At 31.8% G+C, this 24,632-nt stretch carries 22 protein-coding genes and 1 CRISPR repeat array; of the genes, 16 read left to right on the forward strand and 6 right to left on the reverse strand.

The window, feature by feature from the left end; all coding sequences use genetic code 11:
• Positions 1-142: 142 nt before the first annotated feature.
• The 6 genes from Q0807_RS07960 to Q0807_RS07985 all read left to right on the forward strand — a co-directional run bounded on the left by Q0807_RS07960 (position 143) and on the right by Q0807_RS07985 (position 4,527).
• Complete coding sequence (locus tag Q0807_RS07960) at positions 143-442, forward strand: helix-turn-helix domain-containing protein (RefSeq protein ID WP_299108368.1); 300 nt, start codon at positions 143-145, stop codon at positions 440-442.
• Positions 439-1,635, forward strand: a complete 1,197-nt coding sequence (locus tag Q0807_RS07965; protein ID WP_299108370.1) for a primase-helicase family protein — start codon at positions 439-441, stop codon at positions 1,633-1,635. The genes Q0807_RS07960 and Q0807_RS07965 overlap by 4 nt, the downstream gene beginning before the upstream one ends.
• A 346-nt stretch (positions 1,636-1,981) precedes the next feature.
• Entirely contained in the window at positions 1,982-2,842 is an 861-nt protein-coding gene (locus Q0807_RS07970) for a toprim domain-containing protein (RefSeq protein WP_299108372.1), read from the forward strand.
• Positions 2,820-3,332 (forward strand): mobilization protein MbpA, encoded by a 513-nt coding sequence (gene mbpA / locus Q0807_RS07975; RefSeq protein WP_299108374.1) that lies wholly within the window; start codon positions 2,820-2,822, stop codon positions 3,330-3,332. Before Q0807_RS07970 ends, mbpA begins: the two co-directional genes overlap by 23 nt.
• Positions 3,329-4,198, forward strand: coding sequence for a relaxase/mobilization nuclease domain-containing protein (locus Q0807_RS07980; protein WP_299108376.1), 870 nt, complete (start codon positions 3,329-3,331; stop codon positions 4,196-4,198). Before mbpA ends, Q0807_RS07980 begins: the two co-directional genes overlap by 4 nt.
• A gap of 17 nt (positions 4,199-4,215) precedes the next feature.
• Positions 4,216-4,527, forward strand: a complete 312-nt coding sequence (locus Q0807_RS07985) for a DUF6730 family protein (RefSeq protein WP_115811682.1) — start codon at positions 4,216-4,218, stop codon at positions 4,525-4,527.
• Between the two features lie 19 nt (positions 4,528-4,546).
• Here the strand turns inward: Q0807_RS07985 and Q0807_RS07990 are convergent, their stop codons facing one another.
• Genes Q0807_RS07990 through Q0807_RS08000 form a run of 3 tightly spaced genes read right to left on the reverse strand, consistent with a single transcriptional unit; the run spans position 4,547 to position 6,391 of the window.
• Positions 4,547-4,873, reverse strand: coding sequence for a hypothetical protein (locus tag Q0807_RS07990; protein ID WP_179353269.1), 327 nt, complete (start codon positions 4,871-4,873; stop codon positions 4,547-4,549).
• 10 nt (positions 4,874-4,883) lie between these two features.
• Complete coding sequence (locus Q0807_RS07995) at positions 4,884-5,228, reverse strand: hypothetical protein (RefSeq protein WP_299108387.1); 345 nt, start codon at positions 5,226-5,228, stop codon at positions 4,884-4,886.
• Positions 5,225-6,391 carry a HEPN domain-containing protein gene (locus Q0807_RS08000; protein ID WP_299108390.1) on the reverse strand — a complete coding sequence of 389 codons (1,167 nt, stop codon included), beginning with the start codon at positions 6,389-6,391 and terminating at the stop codon, positions 5,225-5,227. The genes Q0807_RS07995 and Q0807_RS08000 overlap by 4 nt, the downstream gene beginning before the upstream one ends.
• A gap of 194 nt (positions 6,392-6,585) precedes the next feature.
• On the opposite strand from Q0807_RS08000, the gene Q0807_RS08005 reads away from it, so the two are divergent.
• From Q0807_RS08005 to Q0807_RS08045, 9 genes are all read left to right on the forward strand, one after another.
• Positions 6,586-6,807 (forward strand): helix-turn-helix transcriptional regulator, encoded by a 222-nt coding sequence (locus Q0807_RS08005; protein WP_179353262.1) that lies wholly within the window; start codon positions 6,586-6,588, stop codon positions 6,805-6,807.
• A 334-nt stretch (positions 6,808-7,141) separates the two neighbouring features.
• Positions 7,142-7,318, forward strand: a complete 177-nt coding sequence (locus tag Q0807_RS08010; RefSeq protein ID WP_299108395.1) for a Fic/DOC family N-terminal domain-containing protein — start codon at positions 7,142-7,144, stop codon at positions 7,316-7,318.
• Between the two features lie 12 nt (positions 7,319-7,330).
• A complete protein-coding gene (locus Q0807_RS08015; RefSeq protein WP_299108397.1) occupies positions 7,331-7,600 on the forward strand; it encodes a hypothetical protein in 270 nt (89 codons plus the stop codon).
• 662 nt (positions 7,601-8,262) lie between these two features.
• Positions 8,263-12,681: a type II CRISPR RNA-guided endonuclease Cas9 gene (cas9, locus tag Q0807_RS08020; RefSeq protein WP_299108399.1), complete on the forward strand. Its 4,419-nt coding sequence runs from the start codon at positions 8,263-8,265 to the stop codon at positions 12,679-12,681.
• Positions 12,682-12,684: 3 nt separating this feature from the next.
• Complete coding sequence (cas1, locus tag Q0807_RS08025; RefSeq protein WP_115808384.1) at positions 12,685-13,584, forward strand: type II CRISPR-associated endonuclease Cas1; 900 nt, start codon at positions 12,685-12,687, stop codon at positions 13,582-13,584.
• 86 nt (positions 13,585-13,670) lie between these two features.
• Complete coding sequence (gene cas2 / locus Q0807_RS08030; RefSeq protein WP_115808383.1) at positions 13,671-14,018, forward strand: CRISPR-associated endonuclease Cas2; 348 nt, start codon at positions 13,671-13,673, stop codon at positions 14,016-14,018.
• Between the two features lie 259 nt (positions 14,019-14,277).
• A CRISPR array of direct repeats spans positions 14,278-15,007; the repeat unit is 46 nt; unit sequence CCTGTAAATGCTATACTAAAATAGTAATCTGAAAGCAATTCACAAC.
• 977 nt (positions 15,008-15,984) lie between these two features.
• On the forward strand, positions 15,985-16,518 hold the full coding sequence (locus tag Q0807_RS08035) for a sigma-70 family RNA polymerase sigma factor (protein WP_299108407.1): 534 nt from the start codon (positions 15,985-15,987) through the stop codon (positions 16,516-16,518).
• Positions 16,519-17,004: 486 nt separating this feature from the next.
• Positions 17,005-17,772, forward strand: coding sequence for a type IV toxin-antitoxin system AbiEi family antitoxin (locus Q0807_RS08040; protein WP_299108410.1), 768 nt, complete (start codon positions 17,005-17,007; stop codon positions 17,770-17,772).
• Complete coding sequence (locus tag Q0807_RS08045; RefSeq protein WP_299108414.1) at positions 17,765-18,664, forward strand: nucleotidyl transferase AbiEii/AbiGii toxin family protein; 900 nt, start codon at positions 17,765-17,767, stop codon at positions 18,662-18,664. The genes Q0807_RS08040 and Q0807_RS08045 overlap by 8 nt, the downstream gene beginning before the upstream one ends.
• 279 nt (positions 18,665-18,943) lie before the next feature.
• Here Q0807_RS08045 and Q0807_RS08050 read toward each other — a convergent pair whose 3' ends face one another.
• The 3 genes from Q0807_RS08050 to Q0807_RS08060 all read right to left on the reverse strand — a co-directional run bounded on the left by Q0807_RS08050 (position 18,944) and on the right by Q0807_RS08060 (position 21,805).
• Positions 18,944-19,120, reverse strand: a complete 177-nt coding sequence (locus Q0807_RS08050; protein ID WP_299108416.1) for a histone H1 — start codon at positions 19,118-19,120, stop codon at positions 18,944-18,946.
• A 170-nt stretch (positions 19,121-19,290) separates the two neighbouring features.
• Positions 19,291-20,499: a site-specific integrase gene (locus Q0807_RS08055; RefSeq protein WP_299108418.1), complete on the reverse strand. Its 1,209-nt coding sequence runs from the start codon at positions 20,497-20,499 to the stop codon at positions 19,291-19,293.
• A gap of 274 nt (positions 20,500-20,773) precedes the next feature.
• The gene (locus Q0807_RS08060) at positions 20,774-21,805 is read right to left on the reverse strand and encodes a LacI family DNA-binding transcriptional regulator (protein WP_299108421.1); all 1,032 of its coding nucleotides are present in this window, start codon (positions 21,803-21,805) and stop codon (positions 20,774-20,776) included.
• A gap of 131 nt (positions 21,806-21,936) precedes the next feature.
• On the opposite strand from Q0807_RS08060, the gene Q0807_RS08065 reads away from it, so the two are divergent.
• Positions 21,937-24,603, forward strand: a complete 2,667-nt coding sequence (locus Q0807_RS08065) for a TonB-dependent receptor (protein WP_299108423.1) — start codon at positions 21,937-21,939, stop codon at positions 24,601-24,603.
• Positions 24,604-24,632: the final 29 nt, after the last annotated feature.

Raw genomic sequence — 24,632 nt, forward strand, 5'->3', positions numbered from 1 at the left:
CAATTTATAGGGAAAACTTAGGGCAATCCTAAAGCAATCGTCATTTCTCTATTGTTTTTACTGTATTTAACGTCATATGTTTGTTCTGTACAATTAAAGTGAAAGGCCTTTTACTCATTATTAATTCTTAAACATAAAGATTATGAATGAGCAAGAAAATGTTGTGGAGTTATTGCAGGATATTAAAGGTCTGCTTTCACACAGCAAAAAAGTATTGAATGTCAATGACCTTGTCAAATACACAGGTTTGTCCAAGAGTAAAATATACAAACTCTCGCAGTTAAAACTCATACCAACAGGCAACAACAAATACATCCGTCAACTATTCTTCAGTAAAGCAGAGATTGATGAATGGCTTTTAGGAGAACCCAATCTTTCTGATGAATTCTTGGAATTGCAGTTTAATAAACAGATGCTACGAAATAGAAAATCAGGATTATGAATGACGCAACATACATCCGAGTGGGAACGTCTTATTATAAATCGGTACAAGTGCCAACTATTGCTGGACATTTTAATGAAATCATTGTACCATGGACTTTGGAAACAATTCGACAAGATCATGGAAGAAGTTTTATTGGTACCATAAAAAAATATGATGGGTTCACCTGTCTTCCAAGTCATATTGACTTTCAAAGGGAATGTTATGGTTTCTACAATACGTATGCTCCCTTGCCTCATAAACCTGAAGAGGGTGATTTTCCTTATACTTTAAAACTATTGGATCATATTTTTGGTCAGCAGTTGGATATAGGAATGGATTATTTACAGTTATTATTCGAAAAACCCATCCAGATACTACCCATCTTATGTTTGGTGTCCAAGGAGCGTTCTACAGGTAAGACGACCTTTCTAAAATGGCTAAAAATGATTTTTGACAATAATTTGACTTATCTGACCAATGATAGCTTTAGTAGCCAATTCAATGCAGATTGGGCCAATAAGCTTTTGATTTGTATAGACGAGGTGCTTTTTAATAAAGAAGAATTGACAGAGCGGATTAAGTACTTGAGCACAACCAATTTTAATAAAATTGAAGCTAAAGGAAAAGACAAAAGAGAAGTAGAATTCTTTGGGAAATTTATACTTTGTAGTAATAACGAGGATAACTTTATTAAGATAGACAACAATGAAACCCGTTTTTGGGTATTGAGAATACCTTCTTTAAAAAAAGAGGAAACACGATTTCTTGAATACTTGGAATCCGAAATTGCTGCATTTCTTTACCATTTACAACATCGTGAATTGATTAGTGTAAATAAAACTCGAATGTGGTTCTCTCCTTCGCAAATTAAGACCAAAGCTTTGGAAAACTTAATGCAGAACAACCGAAACCGTGTAGAGAAAGAGCTTGCTAGTATTCTTCTTAGTGCCATGGAGACTTTGGAGACAGAAGAAATATGTTTATGTCCACTAGATGCCCTTCAGCTATTGAGCCGCACACGTATCAAAACGGATCTTACCCAATTGAGACATATTCTTAAAAGGGACTGGAAGTTAGTGAATCAAGATAACTCGATGTCTTATAGTAAATTAATGATTTGGCAAGACGGAGGATTGGGGTGGATGGATGCCAAGGGGCGATACTATTCTATACATAAGGATTTTCTAACGGAATATTTCTGTGAAGCTTAGAAAACGATGAAATGATGATAAAATGATGATGTGGAAATCTATTATTTACAGGTATTCCAAGAGGTTATGATCAGTTCTCGTAAAAAAGGCAGATGAAAAGAAAAACACATTACCATATTAGACTTTTTTTGATGAAACGATGACAGATAGTGCTAAAGCTAGTAAAAGCAAGGGATAAGGTTGTCATCAAACTGTCATCATTTTGTCATCAAAAAAATAATGATGACCGATTACTGTAAAAATACACGAATAGTGAAATGTGATTAAAACGATAATACCTAGACCTAATAAGAATAGGTCTTGAGGGTGTTGTTATCATATAAAATATTTTAAAACATATTGGCTTATGAAAAGAAAAATAAACTGTGAAAGAGCCCGAGCTTTTTCCATCGAAAAAGCGCTGGCAAAACTCGGGCACTTTCCAAAAAAGACAACGGAAAAAGAAGCTTGGTTTCTAAGTCCTTTCAGGTCAGAAACCCAAGCCTCTTTTAAAGTTTCTAAAATAAGGAACCGATGGTATGATCACGGCGAGGGTGTAGGTGGAAACGTAATAGACTTGGTTTGCAGAATTTTAAAGTGTTCAATTAAAGAAGCTTTGGTATTCTTGAGTGAAAATATAGCGACTAAATCACTCTTATTAGACGAAATTTCAAATGAAGAAGTTTCATGTATTGTAGTCACAAACGTAAAGAAGATAACACATCCTGCTTTGATCCAATATTTAAATAATAGAGGTATTCCATTGAGAATTGCCAAATTCTATTGTAAAGAAGTTTGGTACATGTTTAATAACTCCAAGTTTTTTGCCATTGGTTTAAAGAACAATAAGGATGGTTGGGAATTGCGTAACAAGATTTTTAAAAATAGTTGCAGCCCAAAATTCTATACATATCTTCAAAGAAATAAATGTCAATTAATCATGTTGGAAGGGATGTTCGATTTATTATCCTTGGCGGTTTTAAATGAAACACTATTAAAAGATTCTGATGTGTTGATTTTAAATTCCATTTCATTTATAAAAAATATAGAGACGAGAATTTTGAATTATCAAGCTGTTCATCTCTACTTAGATTGTGATTCAGCTGGACAAAATGCGGCTCAATATTTAACGACAAAATACAGTCATGTTAAGGACAAAAGTGACTTCTATAAAAACCTTAAAGACTTAAACGAATTTTTGTGCCATGAGAAAAGAAGAAATCATTAGTTCAGTTGATCAACAGAAGCAGGATCTAAAGATTCCTACTGAATTACTAAAACATTCTGATACTTTGGATTTGGATTTAAAAATGGATGCAACCGGTAGGGAAATTGTTTTGGGTAGGAATTCAAGATGTGTGTCTGTGGACACATTCTTGTTTGCTCCCGATGGTCGCAAAGAAAAAAAAGGAGTGTTTACGGCGAAAAAAGCCCTCGTTAAATTTAGATGTTCTGTATATGAGAAGAAGCTTTTAAGTATTAAAGCAGCAGCAGCAGGATTGAGCCTGAGTGAGTATATCCGACGTGCTGTATTTGAAAAGGAAATCAAAGAACGTTTTAAGGAAGAGCATATTGCAATCTATAAAATGCTCATTAAGTATCATAACAATTTTAAGGCCATTGGAAATATGTACAGAAAACGAAATCCCAAGTTGACAGAAGCGGTCTATGATTTGGCGAATGAAATAAAGACTCATCTTAAAAAAATTCAACAATGATAGGAAAGGGTAAAAGTATATCACATACCAAAGCATCGATGTCTTATGGTTGGAATCAAGAAAAGGATGCAGAAATTGTATTGAAAGAGTTTCTTCATGGAGATTCACCAGCTGAAATCACTCAAGAATTTAAAATGCTCCAGGACCAAAATTACCATTGCTCAAAAAACACGTTATCATTTGTAATAAGCCCGACCATAGACGATGGGAAAAAATTGGATAAAGCGAAATTACATAACATCACAAAACAGTTTATCAACGAAATGAAGCTTCGAGAACGACAGGCTATAGCTTTTGTTCATCAAGATAAAGATCACAAGCACATTCATTTGTATGTCAATCGTATTGATTTTAAAGGTGTAGCTTATAATGATAGTTTTATAGGAAAGCGAAGTCAATTAGCAGCAGAAAAAGTAGCTGAATATATGGGCTTAACTACGGTAAAGCAAGTGCAATTTGAAAAGGAATTCAATCTAAAAGAAATACGAACTGAAATCAAACGTAGACATGATCTAAGCATGAGACAGTTTAAACCGAAATCTTTTGATGACTATATAAAGGCAATGGAGACCAATAAGGTTAAAGTCATTCCAACGATAAACAATCAAAACAAATTACAAGGGTTTCGGTTTGAATTTCAAGGACATAATCTAAAGGGCAGTGAAGTGCACCGAAACATGTCTATAGGTAATGTAGGGAAGCAAATAGCAGGCATTGAAGGTGCGCAAATCTTAAAGGGTACAACGGCAGGTGTTCAAATAGCAGGTAAAATGGTTGATCTCACGCCAAACATCGCTTTAAAATTGTCCAAATTCATATTGAAAAAAGTAATTAAGAAGGCGATACAAATAGGCACTTCATATTAAATTAAAAAGATAGAATCATGAAAAAACTAGAAGAACAAATGACACTAATGGTTAATGAGATTAACGATTTTAGAAATGGTGTAGAGCAGTTAGAAAAAATAAAGGATCAATTGAAAGCAACCAAAATCAAAATGGATTTAGCAGACTATAAAACTACTATTGAAATCCATAAGCAGCAAATGACATCTTGCTTAAAATCTATAAAAAGCTTTGAAAACCGTTTTGAGAATACGATTATGCAGGCTAAAATTTATCCGAACTGGGCTGTGGTGATGTTCGTTGTTAGTGTTATAGGCAATGTAGTACTAGTTTTATATCTGTTTATGTAGTAATTCACATTAATATAGGTTATCTTATTGAGTCTTTATGCTTCAATAAAATATTCACATTATCTAAAAACTCACCTTCATCAAAGGGCAGTAATTTATTGGCTAATTGTAAGGTCTTACGAATATCCAATCCATCATCTTCAGTTCCATTAGAGTTATTGACATGACTGGCCATTATACAGACATTAATTAACGATTCAATGGTAATAAATAAATCGAGATAGCCGTCGAACTGTAAAAAAGAGGCTTTAAACTTACCCGTTTGTACATTAGAAGGTTCTAATGTTATTAATTTATATTTAGCTGATCTTATCAGCTTTTCAAGGTCTTTTCTTTTTGGTTTCATATCGTCGTATTTAAGGTTTCGGTTTTTTGAGTTCCTGTGCAGAAAGGATTTCAGTGATCTTATCCAAACAGAACATTTGGTCGTGAGGCAAGAGATCAATAACCATCTCTAGCACCTTGGTTACGCTAGTTGTTGGCGTCCTATTGCTATGTTTAGGAGATACGAAAACCCCATTGCCATCTAGTGCGTAATAGCACAATTCTAAAAGTGCAGAAATACTGCTGGTTATGTCCTCATGGTCAGAGACCTCAAAACGTATGGTCTTTCTTGTTCTATTGCCATGTGGATCTAAACTTACTCCAGGGAAATTTTTAATGTGCTTCTTTATTGCCTTTAATTTCTTTTTTTCTTTCATAAGCTGTTCCTTTTCGGGTTTAAAACTATATCCTTAATGCCATCCAAAACTTCCATTTCATTATGGGGTATCATGTCTAATACATATCCTAAAACTTCTTTGATATTATGCTCTGGATTGGGAATGGATCGTGTAGAGCAGTGGTCTGTATCCATAGCTGTGATACATACCTTTAATAGATTTGAAATCATGAAGGATGTGTCCAAATAACCTTCAGTTAGGACATCGATAGTATATAGCCCTTTTTTATGAGGATAGGGTTTTAGGGTTGAAAAGTCATTTATAGAAAGTGAATTAATAAACTTAGACAATTCTGTATCATTTGGCTGAGAAGATTCTTTTTTCGGAATACTAACATCGTTTGGATTTAATTCGTGCTTTATACAATCGTCCAACTTATTTTTAAATAACAACGTGGCTATTAATTCAATTTTAGTAGCTTTCTCTATTATTCTATGAATTTGTTCATTGTTAATATGGTAATTGTTTTCATAACGTGTAGTGATATAGGCATCATCCAATAATTTTAAAAGGTGTTTCTCTTCTTCTATTTCCGTATTGAAAAGATTACCAAGTTCAGCTGAAAATGTTTTTAGATATGTTTGAAGCTCTTTGAGACTATGACTTTTTCGTTCTTTACCCATTAAAATAAGGGCAGTGTAGCGAAACCACAATTCTATATATTGGTGGAGCATAAAAGCCGCTTGATGAAGATTACTTTTTTCGACAAAAAACTTAGCACCATCCATAAATGCAGCCATTTTATAATGTTCTTTTTCGAAAATTGACTGTATCTGATTTAGCGTTTTTCCTGTTGCATAATACTCATGAAAATTATCTAATTCTGAATTTGGATTATAGAAGATTTGTTTTTCCCATGAGCAGCCATGAACAAAGAATAAGTTTTCTTCTTTTAACTGGTGATGGGCATATTCAAAAGAAAATATTCGGTATAAGAATTCTGTTTCCTCTTGAAATATTTTAGCAACCATCGCTGATAATTCTTTGGTTAAGGAAGAACAATTTCCTTGCAGTATTATAATTAATAACGATTTGAGATATTTTCCTCCTTCGACTTTTGATTTATATACATACCTAATTTCTAAAAGAGATTTTAGTTTGTCTATGATGTGTTTTTGTTTAGTTTGAATTTTAGCATACATAATTCTCTCTCTTTTTTTAGTTATCTAAGACGATTTCTCATCACTTTATAGTATAAAATAGTATCTATTAATTACACGTTAGTATTGAAAATCATTACTAATGTATTTAAAATAAATCCAAATTCAAAACAAAAGTGTAATTATTTTATACAAGAGTATATACTTTCTATATTTAAATATTCAAAAGATGTGTTATGACTAATCTAGGATTATATTTAATTAAAAAATCTATAAATAAGGCTGAAGTGGCTAGAAGAACAGGTATAAGCAAATCTCGATTGAGTCAATTAAGTGGAAATGAATCAACTAAATTGCGAGCAGATGAGCTTTACTTAATTGCTTTAGCTATTGATGAAGACCCATGTGAATTATTAAATGAGGTATGTAAAGACCTTAAACTTCCGAAAGAATGTTGATCAATAGATCATGGTGAGTTAAACCTTTTTGTTGTCTTCTTCATAGGATTGGCTAATGATTTAAATGAGCCGCTTTATTTTTCGTGCTTGATTTAGAAGTATCACAAATTAAATCCACTCTACATAACGCGAGTAATCTTTACGCTTAAGTTAAAAACGAGAGTAATTTTTCGCTATAATTACCTTTGTTAATAAAACAAACGTAATCATTACCCTTGTATAGAATGACAAAATTTAAGAACCTTCCTCTATTACCTCCACAGGCAAGCTTAGAAACGACTAAGGTATTGCGTAAAACGATAGAGGTTAGTAGGCATTAGCACAACTAAATGGAATGCTAACTAATTTGCCAAATCCTACGTTGTTTTTAGACACCATTCATTTGCAAGAAGCCAAGGCGAGCTCCGAAATAGAGAACATTATTACAACTAATGATGATTTATATAAGTCTTTGGTAGCAGACAAAAAGTTTGATAATCCTGCCACAAAAGAAGTCATTTGCTATAAATAAGTCTTACGATATGTGCTAGAAAACGGTATCAAAAAACGTGGTGGTGACGAACTAGGTAAGACTATAATTTTTGCTAAAAATAGAAAGCACGCTCAGTTTCTAAAAGACACCTTTATGGACCTGGACAAAGAACAGTTTCGTTTGGTGCAATTCATTATATCATTAATCGGATTAAGTCCCGAGAAATTAGATGCTGCTTTTGCAATATTCATCAATGATTATAAGCTACATGCAGTACAAATAGAATTTTTAGATACAATTAAAAAAATCTTAACCTCGTAATGATAAGATAGAGCCAAGTAGGTTATACGATGCACCATTTAAGAATTATCATAGTATGGATATAGAGCCAAAAAACAGTACATAAGCAAAATATCATATGTCGTTATCTACAACAAACCAGCCAATTGTTCAAGAAAGTACTCATAAAGAACGTCATTATACTTTTGCAAAAGAGTTGTTTGAAAATTTAGGTTGATATGTTTCTTAATTGCCGTAATGCCATGCTAGTTGTTACTTTATGGTAAAACAAATAGTTAACTTTATAGGAACAACTATAAAGTTGTAAATGTTGATAACTAGTTTCTTTAGTGTTTTTATTTAAGAGGTTGATATGCTTGTGTTTATGTGGGGATAAGCAGCCAGCAACAGGTTTTTTATTTTTATAGAGATGGCTGTGGTAAATAAATGTAAACAAAGACACTTTTAAAAGCTTGTAACAAAAAAAGAGAGAGGGTGGTATTATTTTAGTCTCCTTTTAGAATAAAAAAAATGCCCCGTATAAAAGACGAGGCGACTTAAATGTTTTCACAACGGAATAATCCTTATTGTGAATTGCTTTCAGATACTGTAAATATAGGGTTAAATTTTAAACTTTGCAATGAGTAAAACCGTAAGGTTTTGTAAAAAGATTATTGTAATTTTCTTATCTAAAAGATTTATATATGAAACGAATTTTAGGTTTAGATTTGGGAACCAATTCTATTGGTTGGTCATTAATACAAAATGATTTCAAAAATAAGACAGGTGAAATTGAGGGTGTTGGGGTAAGGATAATCCCAATGAGTCAGGATGTTTTAGGTAAATTTGATGCAGGTCAATCAATCTCACAAACAGCAGAAAGAACAAATTATCGTGGTGTTAGAAGATTATATCAAAGGGATAATTTACGAAGAGAAAGGCTTCATCGTGTATTAAATGTCTTAGGTTTTTTACCAAAACATTATTCTGAAAGCATTGATTTTAATATTCGGTTAGGACAATTTAAAGATCAAACTGAAGAAAAAATAAATTATAGAAAAAATGAGTTAGATAAATATGAGTTTATATTTTTTAATTCATTTCAGGAAATGGTTAAAGAGTTTCAAGAAAAGCAACCTCATCTTTTTTATCTTAAGAAAAATGGAGAAATCACTAAAATCCCATATGATTGGACACTTTATTATCTTCGTAAAAAAGCCTTAAGTCATAAAATAACTAAGGAGGAACTGGCTTGGTTGATACTCAATTTTAATCAAAAAAGAGGGTATTATCAATTAAGAGGTGAAGAAATTGATGACGATAAGAATAAGCAATTTGTTCAGTTAAAAGTAAAAGAGGTTATTAATTCGGGAGAGTCAGTTAAAGGAAAACCTTTGTATAATGTGGTTTTTGAAAATGGATGGCCATACGATAAACAAATTACTAAAACTGAAGATTGGATTGATAGAACAAAGGAGTTTATTGTAACCATTTCAACTTTAAAAAATGGCGATACTAAATATTCATATAAAATAGTAAATTCAGAACAAGATTGGGCGGCTATAAAAGCGAAAACAGAACAGGATGTTGAAAGGTCAGGGAAAACGGTTGGAGAATATATTTATGAGAGTTTACTTTTAAATCCAACACAAAAAATCAGAGGGAAATTAGTAAAAACAATAGAGAGAAAATTTTATAAAGCAGAGTTTAAAAAAATTCTTTCAAAGCAAATAAGTTTACAGCCAGAATTATTTAATAAGGAGTTATATAAAGCTTGTATTTTGGAATTGTATCCAAGAAATGAAGCACATCAAAACAATATAAAAGATAAAGGATTTGAATATTTGTTTACAGATGATATTATTTTTTACCAAAGACCTCTTAAAAGTAAAAAATCAAATATTTCAGGATGTCAGTTTGAAGTAAGAAAATTCAAGAAAAAGAATCATGAAACAGGTGTTTTAGAAGAAGTTGTTGAACCTGTAAAAGCAATTTCAAAATCACACCCATTGTTTCAAGAGTTTCGATTATGGCAATGGCTTCAAAATCTAAGAATTTATAAAAAAGAAATTAAAGAAAAAGATATTACAAATTCTCTTTTAAAAACAGATGTAGACTGGACAGATTTATATGATTTTCTTACTACAAAACAAGCAGTAGAACAAAAACAAATTATTGACTATTTCATTAAAAAGAAGTTTATAAGTAAAGATGAGAAAGAAAATTACCGATGGAATTATGTTGAAGATAAAAAATATCCTTGCTGTGAGACAAAATCACAATTCGTTTCAAGATTAAGTAAAACTGAGGGGATAACTAGTGCTCATGAATTTTTAACTGATAATATAGAAGAGCAATTATGGCATATTATTTATTCTGTAACAGATATTAAAGAGTATGAAAAAGCTCTTAAAAAGTTTGCTAATAAACAACATATAGATGAAACTTCTTTTATAGAACATTTTATCAAATTCCCACCTTTTAAAAGTGATTATGGTAGTTTTTCTAAAAAAGCAATTGAAAAATTATTACCATTAATGCGAATGGGTAAATATTGGAATCTAGATAAAATTTCAAATCCTATAAAAGATAGAAGTATTGCTATCATGGAGCGTGTTAGTCAATTAGAGCTTAGTGAAAATTATACGTCTAAAGAATTAGCAGAAGCATTAATAGATGTTAGTGACGATGATATACCTAAACAACTTATAAAAAGTTTTATTTCTTTTAAAGAAAGAAATCCCTTAATGGGATTAAATACCTACCAGGCTTGTTATTTAGTTTACGGTAGACATTCTGAAATAGGAAATATACAACAATGGAAATCTCCTCTCGATATTGAAAAATATTTACTCTCGTTTAAACAACACTCTTTACGTAATCCTATCGTAGAACAGGTGGTGACAGAAACGCTTAGAGTTGTACATGACATTTGGAAATATAAAGGAAATGGATCTGAAGATTTTTTTGATGAAATTCACGTAGAACTTGGTCGAGAAATGAAAAATCCTGCCGATAAACGTAAACAGATTTCGCAAAAAGTATCTGAGAACGAAAACACAAATTATCGTATTAAGGAAGTCCTAAAAGATTTGATGACAGATCCCTTAGTTGATGGAGGTGTGAGATCCTTTTCTCCTAGTCATCAAGATTTATTAAAGATTTATGAAGAAGGTGTTTATCAAAATCCTAATGCAAGATACGATGCTGTAAGTGAGGACGAAATTCAGAAAATTAGACGTAATAATAATCCGTCTAAAAATGAAATTACACGATATAAGCTTTGGTTAGAACAAGGCTATATTTCTCCTTATACAGGTAAGCCAATTCAGCTTTCAAAACTTTTTACTACCAATTATCAAATAGAACATGTTATACCACAGTCTCGGTATTTTGATAATTCTTTAAGTAATAAAATTATTTGTGAAAGTGAAGTAAATGAAGATAAAGACAATAAAACGGCTTACGAATATTTAAAAGAAAAAGGCGGAAGTATTATAAACGGCCATAAACTTCTAAAAATAGATGAATATGAAGCACATATTAGTCGTTATTTTAAAAATAACAGAACAAAACTAAGAAACTTGTTAAGTGAAGATATTCCTGAAGGCTTTATAAATAGACAACTAAATGATAGTAGATATATAAGTAAATTAATTAAAGGTTTATTAAGTAATATAGTACGAGAAGACAATGAAAAAGAAGCAACTTCTAAACATATAGTACCTGTAACAGGTAGTGTTACAGGTAAATTAAAAAACGATTGGGGATTAAATGATAAATGGAATGAAATAATAGCACCACGTTTTAAACGATTAAATACATTAACAAACTCAGAAGATTTTGGTTTTTGGGATAAGAAAATAAATGCTTATCGTATTCAAGTTCCAGATGAAATCAGCAAAGGATTTAATAAGAAAAGAATAGACCATCGCCATCATGCATTAGATGCTTTGGTAATAGCATGTGTGTCTAAAGAGCATATTAATTATTTAAGTGCATTAAATGCCGAAAAGAAAAATTATGGATTAAGAGATAAACTCTTAGTTAAAAATGATAATGGGCATTATACTAAAATCTTTAAAATGCCTTGGAATAATTTTTCTGTTGAAGTAAAAAATGCTATTGAAGAAACAGTTATTAGTTTTAAACAGAATACAAGGGTAATTAACAAAACGAATAATAAGTTCTGGTCTTATAAAGATGAAAAAGGAAATTTAAATCTAGGAAAAGATGGAAAACCTAAAAAAATACTTAGAAAACAAATAAAAGGTGATAATTGGGCCATAAGAAAATCGTTACATAAAGAAACTGTTTCTGGTATTTACGAAATAAAAACACCTAAAGGGAAAGTTGCAACTTCTGTTAGAGGAGTGCTAAGCGAAATAAAAAACGAAAAACATCTAGCTAAGATAACAGATAGTCAAATTCGAGATGTTATTTTACTAAATCATTTAAAAAATTATTTAGATGAAAAAGGAAAACCTCAATTTGCCTTAGCCTTTAGCGATGAAGGTATAGAAGATTTAAATAAAAATTTAGTTCAACTTAATAATGGCAAAAAACACCAACCAATTAATAAAGTTAAATTTTTTGAGATTGGTAGTAAGTTTCAAATAGGAGAGAGCGGTAATAAATCCTCAAAATATGTAGAAGCAGCAAAAGGAACTAATTTATTTTTCGCAGTCTATTGGGATGATAAAAAGAAGAAAAGAAATTTTGAAACCATTCCTTTAAATGAAGTGGTAGCGCATCAAAAACAAGTTGCTCATTTACCTAAAGAAGATAGAACCCCTATACAAAGTAACCCCGAAAAAGGGAAATTCTTATTTACACTTTCTCCAAACGATTTGGTTTATGTACCAACCGAAGAAGAAAGAGAAAACCCTAATTTAATCGATTTTGATAATTTAAATAAGGAGCAGGTCAATAGAATATATAAAATGGTGAGTGCTTCTAATTCACAATGCTTTTTTCTTTTATCAAATGTATCAACTACCATTAAAAATAAATTTGAATATTCTGCTTTAAACAAGATGGAAAAAGATATTAATGGAATTATGATAAAAGATATTTGTTTGAAACTTAAAGTAGACCGTTTAGCGCATATTTCAAAAATTTAATTTATGATAAAACGCACACTATTTTTTGGTAATCCAGCCTATTTAAGTACTAAGCATGAGCAGTTGGTAGTTCGTTTTCCTGAAGACAATAAAAAAGAAGCCGTTGTTGCAATTGAAGATTTGGGCTATGTGGTGCTAGAGCATCCTCAAATTACCATTACCACAGGGTTATTGATGAAATTGGTACAAAATAAAACGGCTGTCATTACCTGTGATAAACAACATATGCCATGTGGATTTTTACAACCTATGGTGGGGCATACAGAACAGACAGAGCGCATGCGTTATCAATTAAAAGCCAGTGTGCCTTTAAAAAAACAATTGTGGCAACAAACAGTTGTCGCTAAAGTAGATAATCAAGCCAATCATTTATTAGAGCAAGGTAAAAAGGCTTTAAAATTAAAGCGTTGGATAAAGGAAATAAAAAGTGGTGATCCAGGAAATATAGAAGCGATTTCTGCCGCCTACTATTTTCAAACCTTGTTTAACGCGTTAGATGGGTTTAGTAGAAACCAGAAAGGAGTTGCACCCAATAATTTATTAAATTATGGCTATGCCATACTAAGAGCGGTTACCGCCCGTGCTTTAGTGAGTAGCGGACTATTGCCTTCGGTTGGGATTTTTCATAGTAATAAGTATAATGCATTTTGTTTGGCAGATGATGTAATGGAGCCTTACCGTCCCTATGTAGATGCCTTGGTCTATGATATGGTGGAAACAGGGTGTAATATAGAAGACTTAAATAAAAATATAAAAACAGAATTATTAAAAATCCCGGCATTAGATGTTGTTATTGATGGAAAAAAGAGTCCGTTAATGGTGGCTATGAGTCGTACAACGCATAGTTTACAAGAATGTTTTTCTGGAGTTAGCAGAAGGATATTATACCCGGAATTTAGTTAATATGTTACGTGTCATCTCGAGCGCAGACGAGCGGATGAAAAAGATAAATTTAACATTGGTCTCCACTGCGCACAACCTGCCATGCCATGATTCAAAATCGCTTTTCTAGATTAAATCAATATAGAAGTATGTGGGTATTAGTATTTTTTGATCTACCAACGGAAACAGCAACAGAACGAAAGGTTGCAGCTCGATTTAGAAAAAAATTACTAGACGATGGCTTTGTTATGTTTCAGTTTAGTATTTATATGCGGTTTTGTGCCAGTAGAGAAAATGCAGCAGTACATATTAAGCGAACTAAAAGTAATTTACCCAAGAAAGGAAAAATATGTATTATGGAAATTACGGATAGGCAATTTGGTATGATGGAGTTATTTCATGGGCAAAAAGAAGTTGATCCCGAAACACCAAGTCAGCAATTAGAATTGTTTTAGGATTAAAAAAAAGATTTCTAGCTTAAGTTGAGTAGAAAAACTGGGTTACTTTTTTATAAGCTAATAAGTGTTTTAAAAAACAGGATACCAGCTTTTTATGACGGGTATCCTGTAAATGCTATACTAAAATAGTAATCTGAAAGCAATTCACAACAATGTTGTCAGTAAACTCTTCTTGCCATGACCTGTAAATGCTATACTAAAATAGTAATCTGAAAGCAATTCACAACAAATAAGTAATACATTAAAATTCTATTTCCCTGTAAATGCTATACTAAAATAGTAATCTGAAAGCAATTCACAACGCGAACCGGTTGTGTATTTTAATGACCAAACCTGTAAATGCTATACTAAAATAGTAATCTGAAAGCAATTCACAACACACCTCGTAAGGCGTTAATTTATTACGTCCCTGTAAATGCTATACTAAAATAGTAATCTGAAAGCAATTCACAACGCCACTAAGCACAAACTCGATAAGTTTTTTCCTGTAAATGCTATACTAAAATAGTAATCTGAAAGCAATTCACAACGTTATAATAATGACCACCAGAACCAGTTAACCTGTAAATGCTATACTAAAATAGTAATCTGAAAGCAATTCACAACACTAACCGCGAGCATTTAGAAGCACCAGAACCTGTAAATGCTATACTAAAATAGTAATCTGAAAGCAATTCACAACAGATATTGATCAGAAATTCTTCTTTGATTTCCTGTAAATGCTATACTAAAATAGTAATCTGAAAGCAATTCACAACATATAACACCTTATTTACTGAAGGCTTATTCCTGTAAATGCTATACTAAAATAGTAATCTGAAAGCAATTCACAACCCAGCAGAACGTTCCTTTTTTTTAGCCATTCCTGTAAATGCTATACTAAAATAGTAATCTGAAAGCAATTCACAACCCACTAGAAGATTTTACATCTAATTAAAATCCTGTAAATGCTATACTAAAATAGTAATCTGAAAGCAATTCACAACAAGCTGACGAGGAGCAAAAAATGTCTTTATCCTGTAAATGCTATACTAAAATAGCAATCCATTTAACCTTGAGAACCTAAATTGTGAAGTTACCGTTGTAAAATTAATTAAAAGAAAACAAAAAACTACACCCAATTTACACCTCATAACTCGGAAGATATAGTGTTTAATAGAATAGTTATATATTGTATCAAGCGTAAAAAGTAAAATATTTGTATGTAAATTTATCTTTAGGTTTATAACCTCGGAATTTGAAGTTTATTCAGGTATGTTTATACCATACATAAGTTCGAACTCTTTAAAGAATTTTTTTAAGGAATACTTTTCATGTCTACAAATATTATAGATCGTAGTCATTGGAATATCATACCCATCCGAACTTTTTAACTTGCTTAGAGTTGATGAAGATAAGCCACATAAATACGCATATTTGTTTTGGGAAATCGAATTCCCACTTTGGTCGTAATATGATTGTAAGAATTTTTCAGATATGAAGTTGCATAAATACTTATTTACTAAAGTATTAGCTTTATTTAGTTCATTCTTATTTCTTTTACCTTCAATCATGCGTTCGTATTCACTTCAAATCAAATGAATAATCAAAAAATAACTGTTCGCTTTAGCGAATGATTAAATATTTTTATTATTTTTATACCTGAATACCTACATTTGCGATTCTTCGAATAGAAAATACTTGAAGTCATCGCTTAGAGTCTCTGAATAGAAAACTGGTAATTTTTACAATGGAGATGATAAGTAGATTGGCTCACGTTCAGGGCGTGGACTCTCTTATCATTGTAAAGTACTTCAGTACTTTTACTTCGTTAAGTTGAGTATCGCGCCCTTTGTTTTATGGACGCTTATAGCTTTGGGCTGTTTCACTAAATGTTTGGTAGGCTTCCGTAATAAACTGTAAAGTTTGGCGCTCAATGGTTACTTGGGAAAATCTAAACCATTCCCGTTAAATACTATGGAATATGTCCAAGGATAAAATACATCCAAAATGCATTGAAGGGTATAGGTCGCTTTTTGATACCCTTTATCCGCCTTTGTGCCTGTTTGCTAACAAATACCTTAATGATATTGATACGTCTAAGGATATTGTACAAGAGGTATTTATCAAGATTTGGGAACGAAAAATCGAATATCCAAACTTTTTTGCTATAAAATCCTTACTGTATAAATCAGTTAGAAACCGTTGTTTAGACTATCTTAAAAGTAAATATCATAGAAGTATGGTTCAATCTCCTGATATTGACTTTGACCATATGTTAAGTGATGAATTTTTCTATACCCAATTAACACTTATTGATACCTATGACCAGCTAGAGACCGCCATTAAGCATCTGCCCAAAAAAAGTGAAGCTGTTATTAGACTAACTCTAAATGCCTATACTAATAAAGAAATAGCTGAAGAACTCTCTATAAGCAAAAACACCGTTAAATCCCAAAAGCGTATTGCTTACAACAAGCTAAGGCAGTCTCTTGGAAGCCTATTAAATTCATTTTGATTTTTGCTAATGGCTTATAATCTTAAAATATAAGCTGTAAATTCAATACATATAATTTTTATGCTTAATTATTTGTACTTGTTGTCTTTTTATTGATTAAATTAACTCTTTTTCTATCACATTTGTAACACACATAAAGCCTTAACCCCTAGCAATAGTATAGTGTAATATTTTGTATCGAAAATTAAGACCATATTAAAAAAGAATGACCCTGACCATAATTAAACAGCTGAATAGATCATAACCTTTATAAGACTGGGTTAATTGATTTCTATGTAAAAATGAAGTCATTAATAAATGTTTAATATCACACCTTCTTTTGTCATTTCATTCAAATTTACACTTCAACCCTTTGTTAAATACTTATAAGACACATGAGAGATAATAGTTTAAATTTAATCAATGGGATAAACTATTAGTTTCTTTATTTTGGTAATTATAAACTAGTTTATATCTTTGGTTTATATTTGTAAATAATACTACACTATGAGTTTAGAAAAAGAACATAAAATAAACTCTCTTTTGCGTGGTTGGCCACAAAACGCTGTGTATCTTACATCGTGGTTAGTGGAAAACGGATATTCTCATCAGTTATTGAGCCGATATAAAAAGAGTAATTGGATTACTTCTCTAAATAATGGAGCATATGTGAGAAGTGGAGATTCAGCAACCATAGAAGGAGCTGTTTTTGCATTACAATCACAAAGTCATGTTAGTATTCATCCGGGCGGAAAATCAGCTTTAAATCTATTAGGAAAGGCTCATTATCTGGAATTTTCAAGACAACAGTATATTCTTTTTGGAAATGAAAACGAGCGAATTCCTTCTTGGTTGACAAATTATAATTGGGAAATGAAGTTAAACTATTATCCTACATCATTCTTGCCTGCTGATTTTGGTTTTACAGAAGTTGAAATAAATGGATTTTCTATAAAAGTATCAGGTGCAGCACGAGCAATAATGGAGTGTTTGTATTTAGCTCCTAAAAAGCAAGATTTAAAGGAATGCTATGAACTCATGGAAGGTTTGAATAATTTGCGTCCTAATCAAGTACAGCCATTGCTCGAAGCTTGTAAATCAGTAAAAGTAAAACGATTGTTTTTATATCTGGCTAATAAGTGTCGACATCCGTGGTTAGAATTTGTAAGCGTTGAGAACATTGACTTGGGAAAGGGGAAACGACAAATTGTCGCCGATGGCGTATATGATCCAAAATATAAAATTACAATTCCTAAAAATTTGGTGGATGAATAATTATAAGCATCAAGTGCGATTACTTCTAAGTGTAATTCCTGAAGTAGCAAAAGAAAAATGCTTTGCTCTTCATGGGGGTACGGCTATCAATTTATTTGTAAGGGATATGTCTAGGTTGTCAGTTGATATTGATTTAACATATATACCTATAGAAAATAGAACAACTTCTTTTTCTAATATTAATAATGCCTTAGGAGAAATAAAGAAACGCTTGAATACAATTTTTCCAAATTTATTGATCGAACATCAAAAGGACAAGCTAAAATTACAGATAAGTGATAAAGGTGCTTTAATTAAAATTGAAGTAAATCAAGGCATCAGAGGTTTATTGGGTGATACGAGTACTTTGGTTTTATGCAATAAAGCGCAAGAAGATTTCGATGTCTTTTGTTCAATTCAAGGAGTTTCGTTTGGACAATTGTATGGTGGAAAAATAGTTGCTGCGTTGGATAGACAACATCCAAGAGATTTATTTGATGTAAAGGATTTGTTAGACAATGAAGGGTTTACAGAAGAAATAAAAGAAGGTTTTATCTTTACATTGCTGAGTAGCAAAAGACCTATTAAAGAAGTATTATTTCCAAATTTAATCAATCAAGAACAAGCTTTTGAAAACCAATTTATGGGTATGACAGAAAGGCTTTTTTCGTATGTGGATTTTGAGCAAACAAGGGAAAAGCTAATTGAAAATATACAGGAAGAACTAACCGAAAGTGATAAGAAATTTATTGTGAATTTTGAAAACACGTCTCCGGATTGGAGCGTTTATGATTTTGAAAAGTTTCCGGCCATACAATGGAAACTTCAAAACTTACAATCACTTAAGGAAAGTAACCCCAAAAAGCATACTTTCAATATGAAGGAACTGAAAAGATTACTTATCAATTATTAAATTCCTTAAGATAAGTTTGTGAGAGGCTGATATTTTGATGGCCCATAGATTCGCTAATAATATTGGTAGCTACCCCTTTTTATTTTAAGTATTCACCAGCATAATAATGTGCGGAATGTTCCGAATGAAAATTCAATTTTTCAATAGCTCTTGAATTAAAGAAATTTTGTGTTTTAGTATTGTTGTATTCTCAAGGTTTTTTTAATACTTGTGATATTTTCAAAGTTGCTTATAAAAAAAGCCCTCTAGAAAATCAGAGGGCAGTTTGTTTGCGGCTATTTATTTTTTAGCATCTTCTATAGAGACTTTTCTAAATTCTTTTAATAGTTTTTCTAGTCCTAAAGTTGATTTACGTGCTCTTGGCCCAGCTGCTTTTACTCCATTTTCAATTAATGAAGTTGATTCTTTTTTGAATGTTTCAATTTCTGTGTTGATTTTTTCAATTAATTCTTTCATGATTTTTTTTAAATTAGAGGGCAAAAGTAGTGTGTTTGTTTTTGAAATCTAAAAAGATTAGTGTTAAAATAGGATTTTTTAGTGGCTACTGAAATCTATCAATTTTCATTATGAATTGCCACAGTTAAGTCCTTACAAATATTGGTCATCTTGCAAAATTAAATTCACCTTCAAACCAAAATTTCGATCGCATTATCTAAAACTGAATTGTCAAATTCTTTAAGATAAGTTTGTGTGATACTGAGGTTTTGATGGCCCATGGATTCACTAATAATATCGGTCGCTACCCCTTTTTGTTTTAAACAGTTAGCAAAACTATGTCTGGCGACATAGCTGGTTATGGGTTTATCAATTCCACATATTTCGGCAATCTCTTTTAATTCTTTGTTATAGCGCTGAAGGGTTTTATGTTTTCTGTTTTCCAATTGTGGAGGGGTCAAGTTGTTTTTTAAAAGAATAGGAAATACATATTTAGTATCAATTGCAAAGGCTTTATAATAATTCAAAATCTCTCGAACAGGGGGTAGAATTTTAATTTTGAAATTCCCTTTAGTTTTAGATCTCGTATAATATATTTTATCATTGTTAATTGCTTTCCACTCAAGTTTCATCATATCCACAAAGTTCATTCCTCTAGTGTAAAAACTAAATATGAAATAGTTTCTGGTATTGACGTACCGTGGATATCTTGCTAAGTCGAAATCTCTAATTTGAAGGATTTCTTCCATTCTTAAAGCCTTTTTGAGATTTTTACCTTTTAGTTTTGAAACCTTATAAATTTTAAAGGGATAGTCCTGTTCTTTAGCTATTTTTCTTTCAATAGCAAAGTTATATAGTGCTCTTATGGTTCTCATTCGCACACCTATGCCACCATCGCTTCCTCCTCTTGACCTTAAGAAGGCTTCATATTTATTTAAAAAGGAAGGGGTGATGTCTTTAAAATTAAGTCTAGTGCTTTTATGAAATAAATTTAAAGAAGCGAACACTTCTTTATTTACGCGTGCATTGCCTGTTCTTCCTGCATAGATCATTTCACTAATAATTTCATCCCAAAAATAAAAAACATTTTGATATACTGGATTAGACACAAGTCTAAAGCGATTTTCAAAATCTTTTAGTGTGAAATCACTTTTTTCCATTTCTAAGTCGGAAAGAATTTTTAACGCTCTATCCTTGAATTTAAGAAGTAACCTGTTATTTTGGATATTATTTGAATTCTTACTGGTAAAGCTCCCTGTTGTTTGATTCCACTCCATCGGGAATGCTCTAAATATTGTTTTAAAATATTTCGATTTTCTATCTTTCGACACTCTTAAAGAGATGGGATAACTACCATCAGCAAGTACTGTTTTTCTCAATACGGTTTTTACGGTTGACATAGACTTAGATTTAATCAGTACAACATCTGTACAACAAATTGCCTTTTAAAGGTAAATCATATGCAAATAAAAACAAAACAAAATCTTATAAATAACTGATAGTGAATACATAAGGTGCTAAATATTGCTAAATGAAAACTAAAATAATCCGTCTCATAATCAGGTGGTCCTTGGTTCGAGCCCAAGTGGGACCACAACTTAAAAACCTCAATAATCATTATGATTGTTGAGGTTTTTTTATTCATGTATAGGACCGTTTCGTTCTTAATTTACATTAAGCGATGTTAAAAGTTGAATCTCTCACAATTAACTCTGTTTTAATTTCTACAGTTTTATTTACAGGAATTTCATCTACAGCGTCACTTTCAATTTCTTTTATTAAATATTTTATAGCCGTTTTGCCTATTAAATTTCCTGGTTGATTTATAGTTGTTAACTTCGGTTCAATAATCGTGGAGTTAATAGAATTACTAAAACCTACTACAGCAATATCTTCAGGAATTTTTATGTTTAGCTTTTTTAATGTTTTAATAACACCAATAGCAGCAGTATCTGTTATTGCAAAAATGGCGTCTGGCTTTTTTTTGAGACTTAATAAAATGTTAGTCATTCTTTTGCCTTGTATTAATGAAATATCATCAACACTTATAATTATTTTTTCATCAACTTCTATTTGGTGTGCTTTTAAGGCTCTCAAATATCCAGCATATCTTTTTTCAGAGGTATAAGAAAACTCTCTTTCTTTAATAATTGCAATTCTCTTTTTACCAATATTAATAAGATGTTCAATGGCTTTAAAAGCGGCTTCTTCATCATTGATAGTGATTTGCGTACAAGGTATTTTATTAGATACTTTATCAAATAGAATTAAAGGAACGGTATTAATGATTGGCAATATGTGATCAATTTCTTTTGTCATTTTCGTTAAAGAAGCCAAAATACCATCTACGCCAAACTGCAACATAGTATTAAACATGTCCTTTTGTTTAATTACATCATTATTCGATTCAGAAATAATAACACGATATCCAAGTAAAGACGCTTCCTCAAGAATACCACGAATAATGGTTGAGGTGAAATAGTGTGTAACGTTAGGAACAATAACACCAATAATATTCGATTTATGATTACGAAATCCTTTAGCAAAAATATTTGGAGTATAATTCATGGTTAGCGCTAATCGCTTTACCTTTTCTTTTGTTGCACTGCTAATATCTGGATGATCATTTAGTGCTCTAGAAACTGTTGAGATTGATAGTTCTAGGTTTTGAGCTAGCATTTTTAGTGTTGTGACTTTTTTTTTCATATCATAAATTAATAAAAACAGCATTGCAAACGTTACCGCAAACGTTTGCTTAATGATTTCGTAATTTTTATAGAACAAACTTAACGATTTGACAATAAATTTACCATATAAACAACAAAACTATATTACCAATGAAACAATTATTACTCACAATTGCACTCGCTCTAAGTGCATTCTCTGCTTTTTCGCAAACGGAAATAAGCGGAAAAGTAACAGATGCATTAGATATGCCTATTATAGGTGCTAATGTTATTATTAAAGGAAGTACTTCTGGTACTGTAACTGATTTTGAAGGAAACTTTAGCTTTTCTACCGATTTAACAGGTGAACACATTATTCAAATTTCTTACGTAGGTTTTGAGACGTTTGAAAAAACTATTAACTGTACAGGTAGTGACCTTACAGTAAATGCCAAATTAAATGAAGGTGGTAATGCCTTAGATACAGTGGTCTTAACAGCATCATCAACGTTTAGATCGCAAAAAGACACACCAATGTCTATTAGTTCTTTAAAACAACAAGAAATTACAAAGTTGTCTGCTAATAGCCAAGCGGATATTTTAAGAAGTATTCCTGGTATTACTGCTGAAGGTGGTGGTGGTGAAACAGCGACCAATTTATTTGTTAGAGGATTACCTTCTGGAGGTCAATACGTTTTTAATCCACTTCAGTATGATGGAATGCCCTTAATGAGCACATTTGGTTTAAACTCATCTGCGCATGATGTGTATGCACGTCCAGATATTGGATTTAAAGGTGTAGAATTTGTTAGAGGTGGAGCTGCTGTACTTTATGGAGCAGGTTCTGTTGCTGGTATTATTAATTACACAAGTAAAACAGGTGATACCAACGAAGAAAATATTATTAACTTAGAATATGGAGATACCGGAAGATTAAAAACCGATTTCTATTCTGGAGGTAAACTAGGTGGTGAAGATTCTAACACCTACTATGCTGTTACTGGTTTTGTAAGAAAAGATAGAGGTCCTATCGATACAGGTTTAGATACAAGAGGTTTTCAATTAAGAGCAAATATTAAGCAAAAATTTGAGAATGGTTCTTTCACTATTCATGGACAATTTATTAATGATAGAGCACAATTCTTTTTACCATTACCATTAGAAGGAGGATCAAGAGACCGTATTGCTGGTAATGATGGAGAAGATGTTGAACAGTTATTATCTGGCGAATTAGCCAATACATCATTTTTAACTCCAGGAGGTGTTTATAACAGTCCGATTGATGATGGTGTACATACAAAAGGTGGTTACCTTTTAGCTGATTTTGATTATAACCTTAATGATAATTTAAAGTTTAAATCTAAAGTTAAGTACGCTAACTATCAACACAATTTTGCTTTATATGTAGGCGGAAACGGCACTTATGGTAATCCTATTACACTTAATAATTATATAGCTGCTGTTGCACCAGGTAACCTTGGAGCTAACGCAACATACCAAGGAGGTTCAGGTGAGCAAATAAACGGTAACGATTTAGTTATTGAAAATTTACATGTAGACCGTTTAAGACCAATGACAGATTATTCTGGTGAAGCTAGTTTAATCTTAAATTCAGATAACGGCAATCATACTTACACTGTAGGTACGTTTTTAGCTAGTACTGAAGCAGAAGATGTAAACTACCAATATAGAGTGCTTTCAGAATTTAATAATAATCCACGCTTAGTAAATTTAAGTTACACAGACGTAGGTGGAGCAAATGTTATTTACTCCGACGGAGGATTGTATAACAGAATTGGTATGACATCTAATAACTTTTTAACACAAAGTAGAAGTGCGTTTTATATCACAGATGAAATGAAGTTTGATAGATGGCGTTTTGATGTAGGTTTACGTATAGAGTCTACAAAAGGTACGTTTAGAAAAGGAAGTATAGAAGAATCTGAAGTTTATGGTAATACAGAATTAACAAGTGCATTACGAAATGTTCAATTTGCAGACGGAAGTTTCGTAACGGGAGAAATAGAAGCTACAGATTGGGCACTATCATTAGCTGGTTTATATGAGCTAACAGATGTTACAAATTTATACGCAAACTTCTCTCGCGGATTTTTCTTTCCTCAACAAAGAGGATTTGCACCAACACCAGGAATAAGAGATACTAATTACGAAGCAGAGACTATTTTACAAGGTGAATTAGGAGCTAAATTTGGGACCTCTAAATTCTCAGGGTCTGCAGCAGTTTATTATGTAGGCTTAAGTGATCGTATTCGTATAGATCAAGCAATTTCTGGAGGACAATTAGTTGACCAAGCAAGAAGTGAGCAATCTACGAGAACCATTGGTTTAGAAGCTACAGGTAATTATAGATTTACTGATGACCTATCAGCATCTGCAACACTTACTTATCAAAACCATGAAATCACAACTAACCAAACTGAAGATTTAGTAAATGGTGGTATTGTAACAATTAACGAAGGAAATGAGATTGGAAGACAGCCAAAATTTTTAGGTTCTCTTGGTTTAAACTATGATAACCAAAAGTTTGATGCTTTATTTTCTTTCAACCATACAGGAGCAAAATTTACAGATGATTCTAACAACGTAGAGTTAGATGCTATTACAATAGCAAGGTTAGGTGCAGGTTACACTTTTGAAACACAAGGAAATAATAGCCTTAGAGTTGGTTTCTCAGTCTTTAATCTTTTTGATAGTGCTGGTCTTACCGAAGGTAACCCAAGAGCTGGTATTGCAGGACAGTCTGGTGACGGAGATTTCTTTGTTGGACGTCCAATTTTACCACGACGATTTTTCCTAACAACAACATTTAATTTTTAAGATTGATTAGTTTAGTTTAGTTCGGAAGC

The organism is uncultured Winogradskyella sp., from assembly GCF_947495255.1.
Classification (GTDB): Bacteria; Bacteroidota; Bacteroidia; order Flavobacteriales; family Flavobacteriaceae; genus Winogradskyella.